Here is a 20058-nt window from a genome sequence, read left to right as displayed (position 1 = left end):
TTAGCGCTCGTTTTCATTTGACCGAGTGCTATCGGACCTTCTGCTTTTTTATTTACCTATCCCCCTATTCTTCTTGTTATTATTAACATAAAGTTATAAAATCAGATGAAAAAGAAGGTCTTTTGATGTTAGAAAAATTAAATGTATTTCTCCAAAAATACATTGCGATCTTGACACCATTAAGTTTAATTTTAGGTGTATTATTAGAAAGCATAGGACAAAGCTTATTATTCCTCGTATCATGGCTATTTGCATTCATGACATTTTCAGGAAGCTTACATATGAAATTTAAAGATGTAAAAATCTTTGTGAAGCATCCCGGACTTATTATCTTCTCCATTATTTTTCTTCACCTATTCATGCCGTTATGGGCGTATTTCTTATCTACTGTTATCTTTGACGACCATTTGTTAACGGTCGGATTTGTTTTAGCGGTTGCACTTCCAACAGGCGTTACAAGTGTTATTTGGATCAATATTTGCAAAGGAAACTTACCGCTAGGCTTATCGATCATTTTAATCGATACGCTACTTTCTCCATTTATTCTCCCTTTCATTCTCTTCTTGGTGTCGGGAGAAAAAATTGAACTAGACGTTCTATCGCTTATACTTAGCTTACTCTTAATGATTGTCTTACCGACGATTGTAGGTATATTGGTAAATGAATGGTCAAAGGGAGAAATACCAAAAAAAATTGGAAAGAAGCTTGCGCCTTTTTCAAAGCTATGTTTATTTGCCGTTATTTTAATTAATAGCAGTGCGATTGCCCCATACTTGAAAGATTTTAATCTACACCTATTATTCGTTATATTATTAGTGTTTCTGCTTGCTGTTTCAGGCTATGTTTTCGCCTTTATCATTGGTCGTTATCTGCTAAAAGACTATTCACATATGGCTACCTTTGTCTATACTGGAGGGATGAGAAATATTGCCGTTGGGGTCATTGTGGCCACAACATACTTCCCAGGTAAAGTAGCAATGCCTGTCGTGTTTGGGATGTTATTTCAACAAGTGCTTGCTTCAATCTTTAGTAAAATGGTGATAAAAAGAACCGCTGTGATGGCTGACAATCAAGTTTCACATTAGGTGGGGTTTTCATGAAAAAAGTCATGATCCCTGTTTTTTCTGTTTATGGGATAGGAGCTATTTTAGTTTTATTGATGCCACTCCTCCTTTATTGTTTTTTATCGTGTATCGAGCTTCATTCGCCAATCTAATGTTTAGGGAGGATGTTATGACTGTTAAAAATAGGAATTTCATTTGTTTCATTAGTGGCTTAGCATTATTTTTAGTAGGAGCCTATAAAATCTTTACCGATCACTTGGAAGCTATGTCCCTACTGGTAGCTTATATAATCTTCGTTTGTGGATTCATAGGGTCTGTTTTTAGTATTGTATCGTTATTTAGAACAGCTCGAAATTAGCGTAGCTACTCAATTGGAATAGCTTCTATGAAATTATAGACTTTTCCTTTATACTGATAAAAATATATGAATAGGATGGTGTGATCTAGATGATGTATGCTCCATTATTTGAACAGGACGTTCCAGCACTTCTTCTTCCTTAACGGTAGAAGCACTTTTTCTCCGTTAAGGACATAGGTAACTATGAAAACGGAGGAAAAAACATGAGAAATAAACTAATCGGCGCCTTCTTTTTATCGCTTGCGGCGAGCATTTGGGGCGCTATGTATGTAGTTGTCAAAGTTGTGGTGGAGGTCGTGCCACCGTTAGAGCTTGTTTGGATTCGTTATGTAATTGCCGTCTTGGCACTTGGTTTGATTGGCATTATAACGAAACAATCTTGGAAAATCGCCAAAAAGGATTGGCTCCTTATTTTTCTTGTCGGTCTCATAGGCAATACGATTTCGATTGTTACTCAAGAAATAGGTACCATGCTTTCCACTGCACAAATGGGTGCAATTATTACGGCTACAACACCTGCTTTTATGGTTGTCTTTGCACGTGTCATTTTGAAGGAAGACATAACCTTAAAAAAATGCTTGTCTATTATCCTAGCAACGATTGGTGTCGGTGTCATTGTAGGCCATGGCGGAATTGATAGTACCCAACAATTAGGTGGACTCTACTTATTGCTCGCTGCCTTAACATGGGCATTGATGTCTGTTCTAGTAAAAAAAGTTCCAAGTCATTACTCTCAAATTGTGGTGACAACCTATTCTTCCTTCATTGCCGTCATCCTATTGACGCCATTTGTCATTCCAAGGTTAAAAGAGATGAATTTATCCATTGTTGTGCAGCCAACAATTTCAGGTGGCTTGCTCTATTTAGGTATTGTTTCAACTGCTGGTGGTTTTTTATTGTGGAATAAAGGGCTTCAACTAATGAATGCTTCTAGTGGGGGCTTATTTTTCTTCTTTCAGCCCGTTGTTGGTACATTTTTAGGCTGGCTCCTTTTAGGGGAGACGATTGGTCTTTCATTTTGGTTGGGCTCGCTTTTCATTTTTAGCGGTGTATTTATGGTCATTCGAGAAGAGTAAAAGAATGTGCGTTTCTATCTTGTATAGAGGCGCACTTTTTTAAATCCAGCTACTGGCGGTTATGCCGTTGTGTGTAGTCATGTTCCTACAGCTCGCCTCATATATTGCAACAGTTTAAAGGAGCTGATGATTTGATTACCCTTTTAGAATCCATAAAGGAACTATCATTTCTAGTTATACTTATTTCTAGTATGGTGTATTGCAGACATCTTAAATTAACAAAATGGAAAAGAAAACTGACGATTGGTGAATGGACAATGTATATCGTTACTTCCACCGCACTTTCTGTTTATGCCGTACTTTATTTTGCTTTTCTATTGGGAACAAAATAGATGAAAAAATAAAATGTTTCAACCTTAAAAACTATATAATTAGGTGGAAGACTTCATTTTAGGAGGGTTATTTTATGTTTCAAACAGTAGAGCATTTTTTACAATCTTGGACATTTGAAGCTACTGCTACGCAAAATTTACTCCACCAGCTTACCGATGAATCGCTTCATCAAGCAATAACGACTGAACATTGGACTTTAGGACGTATCGCTTGGCATACTGTCACAGCTATTCGAATTATTTCCGTCAATACCGATCTAACCTTCGAGGCACCAGCAGAGGATTATCCTGTTCCCACTTCAGCTCAATTGATTGCAGATAGTTATCATCAAGCGAGTAATTCCTTTATTGAAGCAGTAAAAACACAATGGACAGACCAGACCATGAATGAAATGATTGAATTTATTGGTCAATCCATCCCTAACGGCTCTCTTTTATTATTTTTATTGCAACATCAAAGTCATCATCGTGGACAAATGACTGTGCTCATGCGACAAGCCGGCTTACCTGTTCCAGGCATTTACGGTCCTGCCAAAGAGGAATGGGCACAGTTCGGGTTGCAAACCCCCAAAATGTAATTGAAGCTAGACAAACAACATTCAAAGTGAGGTTGCCCATTGAAGGACAACCTCTTTTTTGAGAGCTTATTTAAGAGTAGCTAACCAATTATTTGTGTCTGCAATGGTTGGGTTTGCTAAATAATGGCCACCTTCAATTTGCATTGTTTGACCTGTCATAAATTTTGATTCGTCCGAGGCTAAAAATACCACTGCGTGACCGATATCATCTGCTTCACCATGGTATGGTAGGGCATTAAATTTAGAATAGATCGCTAGCATTTCATCTGGCATATTATTTTTTGCTGCTGGTGTTAAAATGAGACCTGGTGCGACCGCATTACAGCGAATTTTATCTTTCCCATATTGAGTGGCAATGTTTTTAGTCATATTTACCACTCCTGCCTTTGTAGCACCATAGGCTGTTCGGATTTGGTCACTAGCGAATGCAGCCATGGAAGCTGTGTTAATTATGGAGCCCCCACCTGCCTTTTGCATATGTGGAATCGCAAAACGACTTCCAAGTAAAATGGATTTTAAATTCACATTGACTAAACGATCCCATTCATCTAAGTCGATATTCACAACATCTAAATCCTTCTGCAAGTTTGTTAAACCAACATTGTTAAACAATACGGTTAATGTACCGTATTGTTCCACCGTGAAGTTCACTGCCGCTTCAATTGAAGAAGCATCCCCTGCATCAAGGAAAATCGCTGAAGCCTCGTAACCTTCTTTCACTAAAGAATGTGCTGCTTCTTGAGCACCCTCTATATTGAAATCAGCAATAACCACTTTTGCGCCTTCCTTGGCTAATAAGGTTGCTGCTGATAAACCAATTCCTGATGCGCCACCTGTTACTAATGCTACTTTATTTTGTACACGATTCATATTTAATTCCTCCTTATAACAAAAAAGAGCAACCCACTCTTTCTTTTCGGTGAATAGTTTAACATTAAACTATTTATTTTTAAACTAAAAAGACTAGCTCATTGATTACCTGCGCCATCTTTTTTTATGTTATATTTACATATATTACATAAAGAGGTGTTTATATGGAAAATAATAAAATGAATTGTAAAGCATGTGGAAACGATGCCTTTGCCTCAGGACAAATTGGCAGTTTCACGAGTGAAGGAAATATACGGCCGTTCGGTTCAATTATGGCTACTGGATCTCCACTTATTTTAACGTTTTGCACAAAATGTGGGGAAGCTGCATCCATTAAAGTAGCTAAGCCGGAGAAATTTAAGTAAGATAGCGAGTATGCGAAAGATAAATAACGAGGTATATGCCTCCTCGATAGATAGTTAATGGTGGAAGATTGATGGCGTGTGACAATGCAAACACTTCAATCCTCCCCCTTCTATGCAAGAAATAATTAATTATGCTATAATACATTGGAAAACCTCAAAGGGTCAACCAATTCTTGGCTGTAGCGAATAACCTCGCTACAGCTTTTTTATATGATCGTTTACTTATTTATTAACACAACTAAAAAAATAAAACGAGAGCATCCTTTCAAAAGAAGTGAAAATTGCTCCCGTTTTTATGTTTCCTTATTATTTTTCTTCCCCCATTGGTACGGCTTTTTCGACCAATTCCACAGCAAAATAAAGAGATATATGATGACCATCGTAATTATCATCATTGTCACGTTTTCGCCCCATGTAATAGATGCTTGTTTCCTCCATTGATTGATCGTTCTTACGATAAAGTAGGTAATTGGATAAATGAAATAACTTAATTGAGCCCGTTTCATGATTCAAACATTGACGTAAGCTTCAGGATAGTTTTCCAATTACGAACCGTTGCGGGCATCTCGAGCTTGGGCAATTGTTGGCTAAGTTTGGCGTTGCGGATGCTCTTGTGAAATAAAAGATAAACCTCTCTGCCAATGATGACGCAACGCTCTTGATCATTTTCATATGATAAGTACTTATGACGATTTTCTTCTGTTGGGGTAGCAGGTAAAAAGGCAACATGTAGGCTTTCCCCAACTGCTGTGGCACTTGCTTCAGCGATGTCTTGCTGAGAAAATGGGCAATTGTGGACGATATGCTGAAGTTCCTCAGCGGTTCTAATGATGACTGTACTTGTCATTTCAAAATTCATTTGGATTGTTTCATGAATTTGCTTCTGCAAAACTTCCTCTAATTCGGTCGATTCAAAAAGGATATTTCCACTTTGAATATAGGTACGAATGTTTTGCAATCCTAGCGGTATAAGAGCTTCCCTTAAGTCAGCCATTTTTATTTTATTATGTCCACCTACATTAATCCCTCTTAGTAATGCTACGTAGTTCATCCTACACTCCCACCTTTCTCTACTCTCATTATAGCCATAATTATGGAATAATAGGGAAAAACTGCACCTTGGGAGTCCAAGTGCAGTTTAATCCTTATGCTAAACGCTCAATGTCCTTTATTAAACGCTCCACATTTTCTTTTTTTGTCGCCCAGCTTGTACAAAAGCGAACAACTGTATGTGTTTCATCGAATGTTTCCCAAACGGAGAATGAATATTTTTCGCCTAATGTCTTTAGTAAATCATTCGGCAAAATTGGGAATTGCTGATTGGTTTTCGAATCATAGCGTAATGCAAAGCCTTTATTGATAAATGCCTGTTGAATGAGCATGGCCATCTCTACCGCATGTTGGGCAATATCCAAATAAAGATGGTTCTCCAATAATGTTTCAAACTGAAGACCTAGTAATCTACCTTTTGCCAGTAGCCCACCTCTTTGTTTGATCATATAGCGAAAATCTCGTTGATAGGCAGGATTCACGATTACGACCGCTTCGCCAAATAATGCCCCCATTTTTGTACCACCTATATAAAATACATCGCAAAGCTGAGCGATATCTGCTAAAGATAAATCATTATCCTGTGCTACTAAACCATAGCCTAAACGAGCGCCATCTAGAAACAATGGCAATCCACAATCCCTGCAAACTTTACTTAATGCGGTTAATTCAGCTTTACTATATGTTGTTCCATTTTCTGTTGGATGAGATATGTACACTAAGCCCGGCTGTACCATATGTTCATGTGTGCTGTCTTGCCAGTGTGCGTCATAGCATGCTTTAACCTGTGCGGCTGTTAGTTTGCCATCATCACTAGGCAAAGTAAGCACTTTATGACCGGTCGCTTCAATTGCCCCCGTCTCATGGACAGCAATATGGCCTGTAGTTGCAGCAATAACGCCTTGATGAGGACGTAGGATGGAGGCGATTACAGTTGTATTCGTCTGCGTGCCACCAACTAAAAAATGAACGTCTGCCTGCTCAGCCGCTATCGCTTTTTTGATATACGCTCTAGCTTTTTCAGAATGCTCATCCATCCCATAACCTGGTGATTGCTCTTCATTGGTTTCCACTAATTTTTGCAAAATTTGCGGATGGGCACCTTCTGCATAATCATTTTCAAATCGTATCATATCTTTTCCCTCCAAATTCTCTCTGTATCTATCCCTTATTTTACAACCTTATGATGGTAATAATCTATGGTTAGTTAGTCGGAAGGAATTATTTAGCTTTGGAGGCTGCTAACAGAAAGTTGATCCACATTCAACCACAAGGAAAAACTACGGGCATAGATAATAAGAAGTAGTTCAGGACAATCGCTCTCAGCTTAACATATTGCTGTATATTCGCTATGCTCATTCCACCTCTATATCATCATTTTATTCATAATTTCTATTTGTTTAACTGTAAACTAACTGGTATACTTATTGTATCAATGCGCAGTAATGGGGCGAATTTATATCAAATATTGCCCTCACGCATAGTGTACAAGCCGACTTGTTTCACAAATCTCTGCCATCTGAAAATATTGAAAATGGAGAGGATAAGTATGTACAAAGAAGATCGGCTACCACAAAACGCAAAAGAGGGTATTTTATTTTTATTGATTATTTCAGTTATTTCTGTCAATACCATTGCACCCATTATTGTTGGGCTAGAGCGAGGTTTCAGTATAGCTGTATATATGGAGACACTAAAAATTATTCCTATTATGTGGGTCATTGTCATTTTATTAGTGAGAGCTGTTGCGGGTCCCTTAGTTGGAAAAATAATGTCTGTTATAATAGGCCCAACAGATGGGTTCAATGCACGCGTGCTATTGGATACATTATTAAATGTAACGGTATTGTCTATTTTTTTATCAATCATTGGTCCTTGGGTAGGCACCAAGCAAATTAGCTTAGAGCCTTTTCAACAATTTCTTCACATTTGGCCAAGGAATTTTGCTGTGGCCTTTTGGATTGAACTTTTATTAGCACAGCCTATTGCTCGACTTGCGATGAAAAAACTACACCAAAGACAGTCCATTCAAGCACATCAATTATAAATATGAATTTGCCTAATGATATTTGTGTATCATTAGGCTTTTTTAATGCTCTTCCATTCAACTCATTGATCAGTCCCCTGAAGGACCGCATGACGAATCAGGAGTTGTTGAACTATTGTCAGCACAATGATGGTTCTCCTGAATAGTAGTATGTGCATGATGCCCATGTAAATCGTTTGTTGAATGTAGTTCATGTATTTGCTCATTGGATTCGTTAGATTTTTTGCTAACATTACTGATGATGCTGACGACTACGATGATGCCAATAAATATAATAAAAAATTCCATTTTTACCACACCCCCCTCTTCCATTATAAAGATTATAACATTGCGTTGATAAAAAAATGATAGTTCTTAACATATGTAAAATTCCCCATTACCTCTTAAGAGGAAAGGTCGTTTTAGGAACCATTCTGAATGAATGGCTCTCTATTATTTTATGTGACGATTTAGTTCAACTTCTCTGGCTTTCGTCTATTTATGGTGAAATGACGGACAAAAATAATACCACAATCGAATGGATTGTGGTGTGTGAATTATGATTGAGATTTACGTGATGATGATTCGTTCGAACAATGAGTATCGTTTGAATTTTTCTTTTGTTCTTTTGTTAACGCATTATCTTCACGCACATCTAAATCATCTGGACTTAAATCTGTCGCTAATTCCGCCAACTCTGACTGACGTTTATATTGCTTGCCCTTTGTCAAAATGATCACCTCCAAGTAGTATTACATTGCCCTAATTGGTTTGATCTCATTCTTGGAAAGGTATGAAATAATCATTTGTAGCTATGCTAATTGAGGTACTGGCTGGTTCAAAAGATGGTGATATGCCTGTAAATCTTGCTCATATATTTTTTTATAGGTCGCTAGGCTATGTTGCCTTATATAATCAAATTCCTTATCACATACGAAGTGATGTTTACAATTGAGAGCCCAAGCATTTTCCCATGCTGTTTGCTCAAATTGAATATTCATGTCATGTTCTTCCAGCAACATAGATAACAGATGCTCATGAAGATAAATTTCCTGTAAGCTATGTTGTTTTTTCATTGTAAAAATTTCGATAGTACGTGGAAGCGAGGATTGTAATGCTTCACGATCCACCGCATGACCCAGTTCATGTAAGGTCATTGTTTTTACATACACTTCTAGTGATGGTGGATATTGCAACTCATTCTTTGCCTCAATTAAACGTTCAGCATCAAAGCCCACATAATCCCCAATAAAGTTATAACTCATATTTACGCCTGAGTGGTCCTGCTTTATGGTCATCGTCATGCCAACAGCCTGCACAACGGAGTTGATGATTTCATATATTTCTTTCTCTTTAAGTTGTTTTGTCATGAACCGTCCTCATTTCCTCTGCAAACATTCTCATGTAACTATAATAGAAGCGGATTAAATATATACTACAAATCATATAAATTCAACCAATTCATCCTGTACATATAGAGGAAATGCTCAACAAAAAAAGGCGCTTGTAGTAAAAACTACAAACGCCTCGTGTGTGAAGGGTTTTATTTTATTTAACGAAATTAGCGATTATTGTTACTTCGGCGATTTTGGTTACTGTTGGTGTTGGTACTACGCTGTTTGCTGCGAGCCTCGCCGCCTTTGCGACCTATTTCTTCATAAAATTCCTCGCCGTGGTTGTCAGCTGTAGCTTTTCCACCCTTTTGACCAATCTCTTGATAAAATTCATGTCCATGATTTTTAGACGTAGCCTCGCCGCCCTTACGTCCTATTTCTTCATAAAAATCACGATCATGATTTTTGGAGGTAGCTTCTCCGCCTTTACGTCCCGCTTCTTCGACAGTCATGTTTTCATTGTTGTTTCTGTTGCGATTGTTTTGCTTGTTAGCCATTTTCTATTCCTCCTAATTATTTTTTGAGCTATTGACTAGCTCGCTATTTATATTCCCAGCTCTATCCTATCTAAACATCCTTTTTCAAAACAATGATTTTTCTATAGTTGTAGAACCTCTCAATGCTAGCGCTCATCAGGCTTTGAGCAAGCATATAAATTTAGCCATTCCAATATAATACTAATCTATAACATTGTAATTTTTTGAAGGAAGGGTGATGTGAAAATGACGATTTTGACAAAGCCATCTATTGGCTTAACACAATTTACGGACTTCACAATGAAGGGAAGTGCCGCCAAGACGAAGTTTGTGAAAGATATTAAATATCAGGGTGATTATCATCCAATTAAGGATTATTGGAAAGCGTTACGCGAGGGGTTAAAAAAATACCATGAGCATCATTTTAATGACTCCTACCTTCTCGATATTATAGACAATGCCCTCCCTGCTCGGCAGAAAAATTATCAAGAAGCGATTAAAGCTTATTTAAAATTTTTTAAAAACAAAAATGTGCAGTGGTTTGAACCAGGTAAATCTAATTGGGTTTGTGGTGACTTAATCGTGCGTTCAAACCCAGAGCTTGGTTTAATCATCGATGACATCCCCTACCTTATAAAATTATATTTCAAAGGAAAAAATGAACGCATTGATAAGCATAAATGTCGATCTGCCCTGACACTTCTAAAGGATTCCCACTATTCCGTTGAACATCCCGATTCTGTTAAGCATGCCATTTTAAATGTTCAAAAAGGTCGCTTAATTTCTGAGGATGAATCGACCGAGTATCACCAACTAGCTCTTGAAGCGGATGCAGCACAATTTATGTTTATTTGGAATAGGCTTTAAATCCATTCAACTATATTTGAATAGGGTATTTTTTATTCTAATCGCACGGAAAGCATAAGCAGCATCTCCTTCTCCAGACAAACTAGTTCAACCATGACAAAAGGACATTCCATATAGGATAATAAGGGATGGCGTTGAAATTAGATAAAAAGGAAGTGCTTCTATGAATGCAGAAATGGTCATGCAGGAGCTGGAGAAGCTAGGCAAAGAACGTACGAAGAAAATGTATATGTCGAATGGGGCACATGAGCCGGTTTTTGGCGTGGCAACTGGAGCGATGAAGCCGATTGCTAAAAAAATTAAAATCGATCAGGCTTTAGCAGATGAGCTTTATGCTACTGGCAACTATGATGCGATGTACTTTGCGGGTATCATTGCAGATCCAAAAACGATGACGGCGGCTGATTTTGATCGATGGATGGATTCTGCCTATTTTTATATGCTATCTGATTATGTAGTGGCAGTCACTTTAGCGGAATCCCCTATTGCACAAGAGGTAGCAGATGCATGGATTGCAAGTGGTGAGGAACTGAAAATGTCAGCGGGCTGGAGCTGCTATTGCTGGCTTTTAGGAAATCGCAAAGATAGCGAGTTTTCTAAGGGCAAATTAGCGAGGATGCTAGATGTTGTGAATAATACGATTCATACTGCACCCGAACGAACAAAATCTGCGATGAATAATTTTCTTTACACAGTCGCGATTTCCTATGTACCCCTTCACGAGAAGGCAGTGGCAACAGCGCAGGCAGTTGGTCCTGTGGAAATGAAGCGTGACAATAAAAAAAGCACGACATTGAATGCGTATGAAAACATTCAAAAGGAACTCGATCGAGGGAAGCTTGGTTTTAAACGGAAATATGTAAGATGTTAATGAATCATACTAAAAGGCATTGATCCAATATGGATGAGTGCTTTTTTAAATAAAAAAATGGATTATGGATAAATTTATTTTAGAATCTTTACCGCTGTCCTCCATCGCCTCTTACAAAAAATAGAGAAGTTAAAATGAACTAACTTCGTTTAAATCAAGTTGGCACTAATAATTGATCTGTTAGTACCTTCCATTTTGTGTTGTTTTTTAATACTAATTTACTATAAAAACATTCCAAATTTTACTTTTATATAGTATAATAATTACATATTTTGATAATAGGAGGATACATATGAAAAAACTGGTCTTGTTTTTAGCGATGGTTACACTATTCTTCACTACTACCTCGATTGCTGATGCGCATCCAGGGCGTCTCGATAGCAATGGTGGGCATAATTGTTCTGATAAGTCAAAGGCAAAAGGTCTTTGTACAGGCTATCATTATCATAATGGGAATAGCGGCGGTGGTTCTTCCTCAGGTGGTCAAAGCAACTATACGCAGCCTACAACAGCAATACAAGCACCGTCATTGACAAAAGTAGCCGTTTATTTGAATAATGTAAAACAAAGCTATACGCCGAGCGCCTACATGAAAAATGGCACAACATTGGTACCGATGAAACCGATTTTTGAAGCACTTGGTGCAACAGTTTCTTATGATAGTGCTACTAAAAAAGTAACTGCGACGAAGGACAGCAAGAAAATTGTCATCGGCGTAGGTAACAAAACTGCTTATGTAGATGCAAATGGAACGACATCTACCATTAACCTTAGTCACCCTGCTGAAGTTTATCAAGGAACAACAATGGTACCTTTACGTTTTGTAAGTCAAGCTCTTGGCGCAGAGGTAACATTTGATGAAGCCAAATTAACGGTCTATATTACAACAAAATAATGGACAAGCAAAAAGCAGCTTCCCCTGAAGGATGCTGCTTTTTTAGTGTTGATTTAACTCGAACTGATATTTTTTATTAATTTTATTAGCAATTTTCTCTAAAAATGCAGCAACTGTCATATTTTCTACTTCATTTGTATACCATGCCAGTTTAGCACCATAATTTTTCTTATTATAATTTACTTCTAATGGCCAGAAGTTTTTAGTCTTATAAGTATAATCAAATTTGACATATAATTGCTTTCCCTCTGGACACTCCATGACTACGTTATATAACGGATTTTTTCGTTCCTGCTCAAATTTTACTTTTCTTATTTTTGTTAACATCCTAACCCCCGCCTCTCTTCTATTTATTTCGACAAAAGTTCTAAAAATCTAAAAAAAAGATAAAGCACGCTGTTTCAACGAACTTTATCCTTTCTATATTATAGCATAGTTATTTATTATCGACAAATTTATCGTAATATCGTTTGAGCATAGTAGCCATTTGCTCCCGCGTGAGAACGCCTGCTGGATTCATATTTTTACTACCATCTCCTCGGATAATACCTTCTTGAATGGCCCAATCCCATGCTTCTTTGTAAGATGCGCCTACTTCTCGGTCGGATTGTAAACTGGCTTTAGTAGCTAATAAGCTTTTTAAAGCCTCTATTTCCTGCTTCAACTCATTATATTGTGACACGGTTAACTCCTCCTCCAGGCCATTTTTTATATCTTGTTGGAACTGTGCTTCGGTAACACCCATACTCATTAAATAGGCAAACGGATCTTTGTGTGTGGTGCCGCCCAAATTATCGGCAATCCATCGATGGGATTTAATGCCGTTGCCAGTACCATCTAAAATAGTTGGTACCCCTGCTTCTATAGCCATTTTGCGCAATAACCAAATATAAGCCGCATAATCCTTTTTAAATTGTTCCTTATCGGAAGTCCGCGCTAGCTCTACTTGAGCATAGCTATACGGATTCCCTTTTGGTCCACAACCATATTGGACGCGGTTAACGGGTGCTATTTGCACAATGCGTCCACCTCCTCCTACCCAGTGAGAAACGAAGGCATTGGCTTTATTTCTATTCATATAGGCAATTTCATTTTCTAATGCGTTTGGACCTGTGTTTGTGCTGTTACCTGATTCATGTGCTACCACGTATTTGATGGCGGTGAGCGGCTGATTCGGTAAACCTGACATTATTTGCATTTCAATAACATAACTCATTATGCACCACCCTTTCCTATCATTTTTTTGCGAATGACAACCATGTTATTCATTAGTTATGTCGATTTTAGGGGAGAATCAACAACTAGTTATAGTGCGATATTCTAACTATTTGCCATGGTTGACTGATGGGGCTGAATGGGTGACTGCTCTATTTCACCTTTTTTGCTGCTACACATGTCAAGCTAATGACCGTGAATGATTGAAGAGAATAACATTCACTTATTCTAGTAAATGCAAGCTACACCATTTTTTCTAGTTAGTTGTGCTCATGACTATTATTTAAAATGATGAATAAATGATCATTTCACTTCAACAGGTACATTGACAAAGGACAGCTCCATATAGTATTTTGTATCTTCTAAACTGATGGAAGGAGAGAGATAAAATGGTTGTAGAAAATATCATGAATCGATTAACTAGCTTACAAGGTTACACTGCTATTAATAAAATCGACAAAGGTTATTCCTCTGATACCAAATATGTTGTAACAGTTGATGATACACCTTATTTTGTACGGCTATCCGATCTCGCACACCACGACAAAAGGTGGATTGAGTTTACTTTGCTGCAGGACTTAGAGCTACAGGGAGTTCAAACACATAAGGCCATTGAATATATGGTCCTCCCTGACAACGATCTTTCAACGATGGTTATGAGCTATTTAATAGGCACCCCTGCGGATGAAATCATTCCTCACCTTTCGGACACAGAGCAGTTCCATCTCGGTCTTGCGGCTGGGAAAGAATTAAGAAAAATTCATCAGGTGAAAGCTCCAAAAACTGTCCAATGGGAGACGTTACAAAAAGAGAAATTTACCAATTATTTACAATCCTATCAACAGGATTCTTATCAAATTCCGCAAGAAGCTAAATTATTGAGCTTTATCGAAGAACATTGGCCGCTATTAAGACAACGTCCTATTACGCTGCTTCATGATGATTACCATCTTGGTCACATTATTTGTCACCAAAACAGCTTCAATGGGGTTATTGATTTCAATGGCTATGATGCCGGCGATCCCTATCATGATTTTTATAATCTAGCCCTGTTTAGTAGACGGCATAGCGTCCCCTATTGCGTCGGGCAAATAAATGGGTATTTCACACAGCCACCAGATGATCAGTTTTGGCGCCTTTATGCCTTATATGCCGCGATGAATGTCATTGCAACTATTGCTTGGACACGCCAATATGATCCGCAATCGTTTGACGATGCATTAGCCAGAATTCAGCTAATTTTGGAGGATCATGCTTACTTTTCATCTGTGAAGCCTTTATGGTATGCCGAAAATTAGGACGTTTAACCACTTTCGAGCAGCGCTAATATTTTTTGTCGTTCTGCTTCAAAATTAATGGTTGGCTGCTGTGGCCGTTCCTCTTCATGACGATGATGAAACCACTGCGGAATAATCTCTTGACGTCTATTGGCTGGAATGTCCGTCACTTTTATCTTCTTGGCCTGAAAGCGCCTTTGATCTGAAGCAATATCTGCCATGGTCTTTAGTTGTTTATGATGCCAATTTCGCAATATCTTCTCAACATACCGCCAGCGCAATACATTGTGTTCTACAGCTAGCTTCATCGCATGAATGACGATTTCCTCTGAAAAAATGGTAAGCCAGGAATGAATTTTTGCCGTTATATACGCCGACAGTGAGCCAAAGCCTTGTTGTTCGTAAAAGTAGTCGGCTGTATGTGATTGTTGATCATCATCTTTATTTTTTAGTAATTGGTTATTTAGTAATTTATTATTTAGTTGTGTGGGCTTTTCCGTTTGTGGTGCGTCCGTTGACGGATAACCCGTTGACGGACGGGCAGCACGTTTTGATACTTCAAAAACGACAAATTCCACCTTGCTGAATTTCCCATCCTTTGTTCGCTCCTGCACCTTTTGAAGATAACCTGCCAAAATCAGTTCATTGATAATGCTAGCAGTTGCTTCACGTCCGCATTTACTACGTGTCGCTAAATCAGTCAGACAAAAATCCCAATCATCTGGTAATGACAGCATATAGGCAAGTAAACCCTTTGCCTTCCAACTTAATTGATCATCATTTAAAAAGCCCTTGTCCAATACGACAAAATTTTCGTTCTTTACTACTCTGTAGATCATAGCTACCCCTCTCCCCTACAATTAATCTCTGTACTATCTATATAAACGGGCATGCTGTAAAAGGGGACAATTTTTCTAATTCACTAAAATTTGTGGTCGTTTTCAGAGAATGGCCTTCTGCATACATATACAGCAAAAAAGACACTTACCATTTAGTAAGTGCCTCTGCTAGGCTAACTGCCCATTTTGCGGCCTTGTTTATTCGTACAGTTCTTTATAAATAATAACTTTTAATGCAGCTATTTCTTCATCTGATAATTTTCCTTCTACCTGTTGCAATGCTTCTTCCTTTGTCATGGAGCCATCTTGTAATTTCACACGAATATCATTGAGCTCTGTAATGCCAACCTTTTGAATGATTACTTTCGTAGCATCTTCTTTTGATGTAAACGGTAACGTACTACTATCAACCGTTTTCGCCTCTTCCATATAGGCTTTTAACTCCGGATCATTTTCAATCGTATTTTTTATTTCTTCCATTTGTCCACTATTCTCTAATTCTGTTGAAAGTGTATTGACAATTTTTTCGGACGCAAATTTCGTGCCAAAATGTAATACACCATAGCCAACTATACCAATGAGAATAATAAAAACAACTAACCATTTAATGAATCTCAAAATCGCTTCACTCCTTTATCCACGTTCATCATACTATATGGAGTGGGGTATTGAGAAACAATTCTCCCTAGAAATTATGTAAAAAAACCCCATTCAACGATGAGGCTTTTATTTGACGTATTTCAAATACTTGCGGACAAATTCTACAATATAAAGTACTTCTTCATCCGTCATGCCTACAAGATTGCAAACACGTTGCAGTCTAGCGGGTGAAGTTAATTGTTGGCGAACTTGATGGATATACATGTATTTGCATTTACGCGGATTGACCTTATCCCGTATTTGCTTGTATCGAAGATATGCATAGCGTGCAAAGGCATTAAGCATCTCCCGCTCCTGCTCATCACGTTCCTTTTTTCTAGCAGCTTCATCAATTATATCCGTTTCAAACGTCCGTGTACCATCTGTTAATTGCATAGTACCACCTCTCTATTGCAAATGTACTTTTACTTATTAAATGCAACAAAAAAAGCCACACCTAGGGTAGATGTGACACTTTTATTGATTATCTATGTAAAGATTATTAAGAGCGCTTTCTTTTTTGATCTCGTTTCTTCAAAATATAGCGTGTAATCCCAAGAGTGATAACAATTTCATTTATTAATAAAAATTGAAAACCATTGGGTGTTGCGTTTCGCCAATCATAGATGCCCCAAATGATGAGTGTGAAGAGAACAACTGCAAGTGTATATCTAGATGCTTCTGAATAATAATCTTTTTCTTTATCCAAGGTACACATCATCCTTTCAATTGAGCTGGTATGATCACATATAATACGCAAAGATAGCGACAATAATATTTGGTAATGCTAACAATAAAGCATTATTCATCATATGATTGCGTTCGTCCCTATCTTCTTTTGTTGCTGTTGCAAAATTAGCCCGCATTCTATCCCCACTCCCCATCGAACCCGACACTAACAGAGCGAATATTATGAATATTCCACCTACCAATCCAGAAAGTAAATGCGCTTTTTCTGTACCCCATATTAGGATTGAAAATACTACACCTAGGATGGACAATATTGTTCCGATGCCTACATATTTCATTTCCGCCCCCCTTTACTTTAGTATACGATTGAGGCTTCATTTTCGTTTCAATAAATCCAAAATTTTCATATTTACTACATCAACTATATAATATAAAGAGGAATTTGCTTTATTTTGTAAATTATTGTAATGTACGAAGTCGTCTTGTTGTTTTCTACTAAGCCCACTTTGTAGAGGGAGAAAAAATTTCTGTAGTAATAGTTCGCTTATGTATATCGGCTTCTTCCCCATTATTGCTTGCAGCTATTTGTGATAAATGACATAGATTTTACAAAGATTAAGAAAGGTGTAGATACGATTGAAAAAAGAAATTGGTACATTGCTATTGTTAAGTACAGTTATATTTTCAGGATGCCAATCAGATCAAAAAGATGATCCAACAGAAGAACGAATTTCGAAGGAAGCCCACAGCCCAACACATATAGATGCCACATTAATTGGGGCCTCTGACCATAAAGAAGTAAAACTGTATAAGAATGGAGAGAGCGTAAAGCTAGAGATTAATGGGAAGGTGAAGGACTTTAATTGGAACAACCCTGGTGATACAGGAACCGAGCCACAAGTGTTTTACATAGATATGACGGAGGATGGCAAAGAAGAAGCTGTTATCATCATTCAAACTGGCAGAGGAACTGGGCTAGATAATTATGATATTCATATAGTAGATCAGGACTTACAAGAAATAAAGGTCCCTCATTATGAGGAAATTGTTGCTCAACATATTGAGTCAAACGTTGTGAAAAAGGATCATGAAACATTAACGATTACGGGCCAAGCACTGGGCAAGGAATATCACTTGGACTATCATGTCGATCCAGAGCTAGAATTACAGCAGGATGAACTAGGTTTTGGTGGGATAACGATTTACTATTTAGAAAATCAAAAGATAAAATTGACTCTTGCGGCTAGTGTCTTTCCTATAAATGTGGCTGATTTCCACATTACCTATAAATTCGATCATACGAAGAACGAATTTATGGTCGATCAAATAAAAGTAGCACCTATTCAACAATAAATGACAGCCGTATATTTTCAACCTATTATTTATTCGTATAGGATACGCTGCAAACGTTCATAGTAAATATGGTATGAAACTTATACCGAATCATACGACGGAGGGATCAATTTTATGAATAATGTTCGTGAAGGTTTAATCCCAACTATTCTCGGGTCGGCTGTCACAGCGGCAGGATATGCCATGAAGCAAAAGCATGGCTCTAATAAAATGGTGGCCAACACCATTTTTGGCTTTGGTTTAGCTCATATTGTGTTAGGAGCTATTGACCTGGTAGAGCATCGTCGTTAAGAAAAGAAGGGCACTCTATGTGCTCTTCTTTTTTATTTTGAATAATTTCCCACATAATGTTAGCATGATAATATAGTTGACATGAAGGAGAGTTGAATAATGGCCACATTTGAAGATTTTACAGCGCTTGATCTACGAGTTGGTACGGTCTTGGAAGCACAGGAGCTACCAAAAGCACGTGTTCCAGCAATAAAAATGAACATCGATTTTGGTGAAGAGCTCGGTATTAAACAGTCTTCCGCCCAAATTACAAAACGTTATACGCCAGAGGAAATGGTCGGAAAGCAAGTCGTAGCAATTGTTAATTTCCCCCCACGCCGCGTTGCCGGTTTTAAGTCAGAGGTGTTAGTCATTGGTGGAGTGCCAGGTGAGGGAGACGTCATCCTGTTAACACCTGATCAGCATGTACCCAATGGAACAAAAATACATTAAAGAGCCATGCATTATGCAAGAGGCTCTTTTTTGTGAATGGGTATCCATATTTCACTTGTAAAGGTTGGTGATGAAAAATCGGTGCTCGCAAGACTGACAATTTCAGGGCCAGCAACCTGTTCATAGCTGGAAGATGGAAACCACTCAGCATAAATGCGGCCCCACGTCTCCTGAAGTGTTTGCGGGAAAGGTCCGACCACTGTAAAGACAGCCCATGTATTCGCTGGGACAGCAAGTTGGCAAAAGCGCCCAGGGATTGTTGCTGTAGTAGCCACGCCAATATAATGATCGAGTTCTCCCTTTTGCTCCATTCGCCCCTCTGAAAAATTTGTAGAAGCTTGGATGATGCCCTTAGGTTCCACATTAGACAGCTTTTTAAGTTGCTCAATATCTGTGGTTGTTAGGGATTGCGCCAATTTCACAATGTCCGGATTTTCTCCCTGAAAAATAATCGGTACGCGTTTCATCAAACCAACGATGCGAAAGGCTTCCTTTTGCTCGAGTCGGTAATTCATTTCAATTCCTCCTTGGATGGTCAATTGGAAGGTCATCCGTGGAAAAGCTTTGAATGTTTGGCCAGTTTGCCTCGCCTCTGAAGGTGTAATCCCATGTAAGTGCTGAAAGGCTCTTGTAAAAGCATCTGCTGAGCTATAACCATACATAACTGCTATATCGAGGATTCTCAAAGAGGCGTTCGACAATTCAAGAGCGGCCAGTGTCAAACGTCTCCGACGAATGTATTCGGAGAGCGAGATGCCTGCGAGAAAAGAAAACATTCGTTTAAAGTGATACTCAGAACAATACGCTCTACTTGCCACTTCCTTCATATCAATGTCATTGGTCAAATTGGCCTCAATATAGGCAATCGCTTCATTCAGTCGTGTGCATGAATCCACTTGAATAACCTCCCTTTTCACAACAATAGCAAGAATAGAATTGAGTCATCCGATATATTGTGCCCGATTTAGTCGCCATTCAAAAAAATAATCTATCGAACAGGCAGATAACTAACTTTCGAAGTTACTTTCACATACATATAATAGTGTAAAGCTAATTTTAGCCTTACACCTCCTGACTTGATACTTAGGGTCACTGCTCGC

The 20058-nt window shown here is 38.2% G+C and carries 28 protein-coding genes; 12 read left to right on the top strand and 16 right to left on the bottom strand.

The genetic code is table 11. The features are described from left to right. Nucleotides 1-125: 125 nt before the first annotated feature. From MKY80_RS09755 to MKY80_RS09745, 3 genes are all read left to right on the top strand, one after another. A complete protein-coding gene (locus tag MKY80_RS09755; RefSeq protein WP_008175130.1) occupies nt 126-1085 on the top strand; it encodes a bile acid:sodium symporter in 960 nt (319 codons plus the stop codon). A gap of 540 nt (nt 1086-1625) precedes the next feature. Further along, nucleotides 1626-2498, top strand: a complete 873-nt coding sequence (locus MKY80_RS09750; RefSeq protein WP_008175131.1) for a DMT family transporter — start codon at nt 1626-1628, stop codon at nt 2496-2498. A gap of 406 nt (nt 2499-2904) precedes the next feature. Further along, nucleotides 2905-3408 (top strand): DinB family protein, encoded by a 504-nt coding sequence (locus MKY80_RS09745; protein ID WP_342532767.1) that lies wholly within the window; start codon nt 2905-2907, stop codon nt 3406-3408. 66 nt (nt 3409-3474) lie between these two features. Here MKY80_RS09745 and MKY80_RS09740 read toward each other — a convergent pair whose 3' ends face one another. Next, entirely contained in the window at nt 3475-4278 is an 804-nt protein-coding gene (locus tag MKY80_RS09740; protein WP_008175135.1) for an SDR family NAD(P)-dependent oxidoreductase, read from the bottom strand. Nucleotides 4279-4442: 164 nt separating this feature from the next. Here MKY80_RS09740 and MKY80_RS09735 point away from each other — a divergent pair, with 164 nt between their 5' ends. Beyond that, complete coding sequence (locus tag MKY80_RS09735; protein WP_008175136.1) at nt 4443-4643, top strand: hypothetical protein; 201 nt, start codon at nt 4443-4445, stop codon at nt 4641-4643. 306 nt (nt 4644-4949) lie between these two features. Here MKY80_RS09735 and MKY80_RS09730 read toward each other — a convergent pair whose 3' ends face one another. The 3 genes from MKY80_RS09730 to MKY80_RS09720 all read right to left on the bottom strand — a co-directional run bounded on the left by MKY80_RS09730 (nt 4950) and on the right by MKY80_RS09720 (nt 6826). Further along, a complete protein-coding gene (locus MKY80_RS09730; RefSeq protein WP_171364765.1) occupies nt 4950-5156 on the bottom strand; it encodes a hypothetical protein in 207 nt (68 codons plus the stop codon). Beyond that, entirely contained in the window at nt 5146-5694 is a 549-nt protein-coding gene (locus tag MKY80_RS09725; protein ID WP_342532763.1) for a DUF1697 domain-containing protein, read from the bottom strand. Before MKY80_RS09725 ends, MKY80_RS09730 begins: the two co-directional genes overlap by 11 nt. A 94-nt stretch (nt 5695-5788) precedes the next feature. Beyond that, on the bottom strand, nt 5789-6826 hold the full coding sequence (locus MKY80_RS09720) for a low specificity L-threonine aldolase (RefSeq protein WP_043989882.1): 1038 nt from the start codon (nt 6824-6826) through the stop codon (nt 5789-5791). Between the two features lie 416 nt (nt 6827-7242). Between MKY80_RS09720 and MKY80_RS09715 the strand changes: the two genes are divergently transcribed. Continuing rightward, the gene (locus tag MKY80_RS09715) at nt 7243-7740 is read left to right on the top strand and encodes a hypothetical protein (RefSeq protein WP_008175141.1); all 498 of its coding nucleotides are present in this window, start codon (nt 7243-7245) and stop codon (nt 7738-7740) included. 69 nt (nt 7741-7809) lie between these two features. On the opposite strand, the gene MKY80_RS09710 is transcribed toward MKY80_RS09715, so the two are convergent. From MKY80_RS09710 to MKY80_RS09695, 4 genes are all read right to left on the bottom strand, one after another. Next, complete coding sequence (locus tag MKY80_RS09710; RefSeq protein ID WP_043989883.1) at nt 7810-8028, bottom strand: hypothetical protein; 219 nt, start codon at nt 8026-8028, stop codon at nt 7810-7812. A gap of 248 nt (nt 8029-8276) precedes the next feature. Further along, entirely contained in the window at nt 8277-8459 is a 183-nt protein-coding gene (locus tag MKY80_RS09705) for a hypothetical protein (protein WP_230584799.1), read from the bottom strand. A gap of 72 nt (nt 8460-8531) precedes the next feature. Beyond that, complete coding sequence (locus MKY80_RS09700) at nt 8532-9089, bottom strand: integrase (RefSeq protein WP_342532759.1); 558 nt, start codon at nt 9087-9089, stop codon at nt 8532-8534. Nucleotides 9090-9280: 191 nt separating this feature from the next. After that, nucleotides 9281-9610: a general stress protein gene (locus tag MKY80_RS09695; RefSeq protein WP_043989884.1), complete on the bottom strand. Its 330-nt coding sequence runs from the start codon at nt 9608-9610 to the stop codon at nt 9281-9283. Nucleotides 9611-9835: 225 nt separating this feature from the next. Here MKY80_RS09695 and MKY80_RS09690 point away from each other — a divergent pair, with 225 nt between their 5' ends. From MKY80_RS09690 to MKY80_RS09680, 3 genes are all read left to right on the top strand, one after another. Beyond that, a complete protein-coding gene (locus tag MKY80_RS09690) occupies nt 9836-10456 on the top strand; it encodes a hypothetical protein (protein WP_008175149.1) in 621 nt (206 codons plus the stop codon). Nucleotides 10457-10619: 163 nt separating this feature from the next. Further along, nucleotides 10620-11327: a DNA alkylation repair protein gene (locus tag MKY80_RS09685; protein ID WP_342532756.1), complete on the top strand. Its 708-nt coding sequence runs from the start codon at nt 10620-10622 to the stop codon at nt 11325-11327. A 292-nt stretch (nt 11328-11619) separates the two neighbouring features. Beyond that, a complete protein-coding gene (locus MKY80_RS09680) occupies nt 11620-12222 on the top strand; it encodes a copper amine oxidase N-terminal domain-containing protein (protein ID WP_342532754.1) in 603 nt (200 codons plus the stop codon). A 42-nt stretch (nt 12223-12264) separates the two neighbouring features. Here the strand turns inward: MKY80_RS09680 and MKY80_RS09675 are convergent, their stop codons facing one another. Both MKY80_RS09675 and MKY80_RS09670 read right to left on the bottom strand, forming a co-directional pair. Then, nucleotides 12265-12549: a hypothetical protein gene (locus tag MKY80_RS09675; protein WP_008179733.1), complete on the bottom strand. Its 285-nt coding sequence runs from the start codon at nt 12547-12549 to the stop codon at nt 12265-12267. A 109-nt stretch (nt 12550-12658) separates the two neighbouring features. Further along, complete coding sequence (locus tag MKY80_RS09670) at nt 12659-13438, bottom strand: N-acetylmuramoyl-L-alanine amidase (RefSeq protein WP_008179735.1); 780 nt, start codon at nt 13436-13438, stop codon at nt 12659-12661. 388 nt (nt 13439-13826) lie between these two features. Here MKY80_RS09670 and MKY80_RS09665 point away from each other — a divergent pair, with 388 nt between their 5' ends. Beyond that, on the top strand, nt 13827-14735 hold the full coding sequence (locus MKY80_RS09665) for a phosphotransferase (protein ID WP_342532751.1): 909 nt from the start codon (nt 13827-13829) through the stop codon (nt 14733-14735). Between the two features lie 5 nt (nt 14736-14740). Here the strand turns inward: MKY80_RS09665 and MKY80_RS09660 are convergent, their stop codons facing one another. The 5 genes from MKY80_RS09660 to MKY80_RS09640 all read right to left on the bottom strand — a co-directional run bounded on the left by MKY80_RS09660 (nt 14741) and on the right by MKY80_RS09640 (nt 17220). After that, nucleotides 14741-15553, bottom strand: a complete 813-nt coding sequence (locus tag MKY80_RS09660; protein WP_089984704.1) for a DnaD domain protein — start codon at nt 15551-15553, stop codon at nt 14741-14743. A gap of 198 nt (nt 15554-15751) precedes the next feature. After that, nucleotides 15752-16171 carry a hypothetical protein gene (locus tag MKY80_RS09655; RefSeq protein ID WP_008179741.1) on the bottom strand — a complete coding sequence of 140 codons (420 nt, stop codon included), beginning with the start codon at nt 16169-16171 and terminating at the stop codon, nt 15752-15754. A 108-nt stretch (nt 16172-16279) separates the two neighbouring features. Continuing rightward, the gene (locus MKY80_RS09650; protein ID WP_008179743.1) at nt 16280-16588 is read right to left on the bottom strand and encodes a hypothetical protein; all 309 of its coding nucleotides are present in this window, start codon (nt 16586-16588) and stop codon (nt 16280-16282) included. A 106-nt stretch (nt 16589-16694) separates the two neighbouring features. Next, complete coding sequence (locus MKY80_RS09645) at nt 16695-16910, bottom strand: hypothetical protein (RefSeq protein WP_237068775.1); 216 nt, start codon at nt 16908-16910, stop codon at nt 16695-16697. A 25-nt stretch (nt 16911-16935) separates the two neighbouring features. Next, on the bottom strand, nt 16936-17220 hold the full coding sequence (locus MKY80_RS09640) for a DUF5316 domain-containing protein (RefSeq protein ID WP_008179747.1): 285 nt from the start codon (nt 17218-17220) through the stop codon (nt 16936-16938). A 298-nt stretch (nt 17221-17518) separates the two neighbouring features. Between MKY80_RS09640 and MKY80_RS09635 the strand changes: the two genes are divergently transcribed. The 3 genes from MKY80_RS09635 (at nt 17519) to csaA (ending at nt 18958) form a co-directional block, all read left to right on the top strand. After that, on the top strand, nt 17519-18235 hold the full coding sequence (locus MKY80_RS09635) for a hypothetical protein (protein ID WP_089984706.1): 717 nt from the start codon (nt 17519-17521) through the stop codon (nt 18233-18235). A gap of 114 nt (nt 18236-18349) precedes the next feature. Then, the gene (locus MKY80_RS09630; RefSeq protein ID WP_008179752.1) at nt 18350-18526 is read left to right on the top strand and encodes a hypothetical protein; all 177 of its coding nucleotides are present in this window, start codon (nt 18350-18352) and stop codon (nt 18524-18526) included. A gap of 99 nt (nt 18527-18625) precedes the next feature. Continuing rightward, nucleotides 18626-18958, top strand: a complete 333-nt coding sequence (gene csaA / locus MKY80_RS09625) for a chaperone CsaA (protein ID WP_008179754.1) — start codon at nt 18626-18628, stop codon at nt 18956-18958. Between the two features lie 11 nt (nt 18959-18969). Here csaA and MKY80_RS09620 read toward each other — a convergent pair whose 3' ends face one another. After that, nucleotides 18970-19854: an AraC family transcriptional regulator gene (locus MKY80_RS09620; protein ID WP_043990647.1), complete on the bottom strand. Its 885-nt coding sequence runs from the start codon at nt 19852-19854 to the stop codon at nt 18970-18972. Nucleotides 19855-20058 lie beyond the last annotated feature (204 nt).

Source organism: Lysinibacillus sp. FSL R5-0849 (genome assembly GCF_038595075.1).
In the GTDB taxonomy this organism is placed as follows: domain Bacteria; phylum Bacillota; class Bacilli; order Bacillales_A; family Planococcaceae; genus Lysinibacillus; species Lysinibacillus fusiformis.
Note: the sequence above shows the minus strand (reverse complement) of the source record. Positions and strands in the feature narration are given on the sequence as shown.

Bases quoted from the DNA above. Each gene is read 5' to 3' on its own strand.
- MKY80_RS09755 (WP_008175130.1), top strand. From the start codon at position 126: ATGTTAGAAAAATTAAATGTATTTCTCCAAAAATACATTGCGATCTTG.
- MKY80_RS09750 (WP_008175131.1), top strand. From the start codon at position 1,626: ATGAGAAATAAACTAATCGGCGCCTTCTTTTTATCGCTTGCGGCGAGC.
- MKY80_RS09745 (WP_342532767.1), top strand. From the start codon at position 2,905: ATGTTTCAAACAGTAGAGCATTTTTTACAATCTTGGACATTTGAAGCT.
- MKY80_RS09740 (WP_008175135.1), bottom strand. From the start codon at position 4,278: ATGAATCGTGTACAAAATAAAGTAGCATTAGTAACAGGTGGCGCATCA.
- MKY80_RS09735 (WP_008175136.1), top strand. From the start codon at position 4,443: ATGGAAAATAATAAAATGAATTGTAAAGCATGTGGAAACGATGCCTTT.
- MKY80_RS09725 (WP_342532763.1), bottom strand. From the start codon at position 5,694: ATGAACTACGTAGCATTACTAAGAGGGATTAATGTAGGTGGACATAAT.
- MKY80_RS09720 (WP_043989882.1), bottom strand. From the start codon at position 6,826: ATGATACGATTTGAAAATGATTATGCAGAAGGTGCCCATCCGCAAATT.
- MKY80_RS09715 (WP_008175141.1), top strand. From the start codon at position 7,243: ATGTACAAAGAAGATCGGCTACCACAAAACGCAAAAGAGGGTATTTTA.
- MKY80_RS09710 (WP_043989883.1), bottom strand. From the start codon at position 8,028: ATGGAATTTTTTATTATATTTATTGGCATCATCGTAGTCGTCAGCATC.
- MKY80_RS09700 (WP_342532759.1), bottom strand. From the start codon at position 9,089: ATGACAAAACAACTTAAAGAGAAAGAAATATATGAAATCATCAACTCC.
- MKY80_RS09695 (WP_043989884.1), bottom strand. From the start codon at position 9,610: ATGGCTAACAAGCAAAACAATCGCAACAGAAACAACAATGAAAACATG.
- MKY80_RS09690 (WP_008175149.1), top strand. From the start codon at position 9,836: ATGACGATTTTGACAAAGCCATCTATTGGCTTAACACAATTTACGGAC.
- MKY80_RS09685 (WP_342532756.1), top strand. From the start codon at position 10,620: ATGAATGCAGAAATGGTCATGCAGGAGCTGGAGAAGCTAGGCAAAGAA.
- MKY80_RS09680 (WP_342532754.1), top strand. From the start codon at position 11,620: ATGAAAAAACTGGTCTTGTTTTTAGCGATGGTTACACTATTCTTCACT.
- MKY80_RS09675 (WP_008179733.1), bottom strand. From the start codon at position 12,549: ATGTTAACAAAAATAAGAAAAGTAAAATTTGAGCAGGAACGAAAAAAT.
- MKY80_RS09670 (WP_008179735.1), bottom strand. From the start codon at position 13,438: ATGAGTTATGTTATTGAAATGCAAATAATGTCAGGTTTACCGAATCAG.
- MKY80_RS09665 (WP_342532751.1), top strand. From the start codon at position 13,827: ATGGTTGTAGAAAATATCATGAATCGATTAACTAGCTTACAAGGTTAC.
- MKY80_RS09660 (WP_089984704.1), bottom strand. From the start codon at position 15,553: ATGATCTACAGAGTAGTAAAGAACGAAAATTTTGTCGTATTGGACAAG.
- MKY80_RS09650 (WP_008179743.1), bottom strand. From the start codon at position 16,588: ATGCAATTAACAGATGGTACACGGACGTTTGAAACGGATATAATTGAT.
- MKY80_RS09645 (WP_237068775.1), bottom strand. From the start codon at position 16,910: ATGTGTACCTTGGATAAAGAAAAAGATTATTATTCAGAAGCATCTAGA.
- MKY80_RS09640 (WP_008179747.1), bottom strand. From the start codon at position 17,220: ATGAAATATGTAGGCATCGGAACAATATTGTCCATCCTAGGTGTAGTA.
- MKY80_RS09630 (WP_008179752.1), top strand. From the start codon at position 18,350: ATGAATAATGTTCGTGAAGGTTTAATCCCAACTATTCTCGGGTCGGCT.
- csaA (WP_008179754.1), top strand. From the start codon at position 18,626: ATGGCCACATTTGAAGATTTTACAGCGCTTGATCTACGAGTTGGTACG.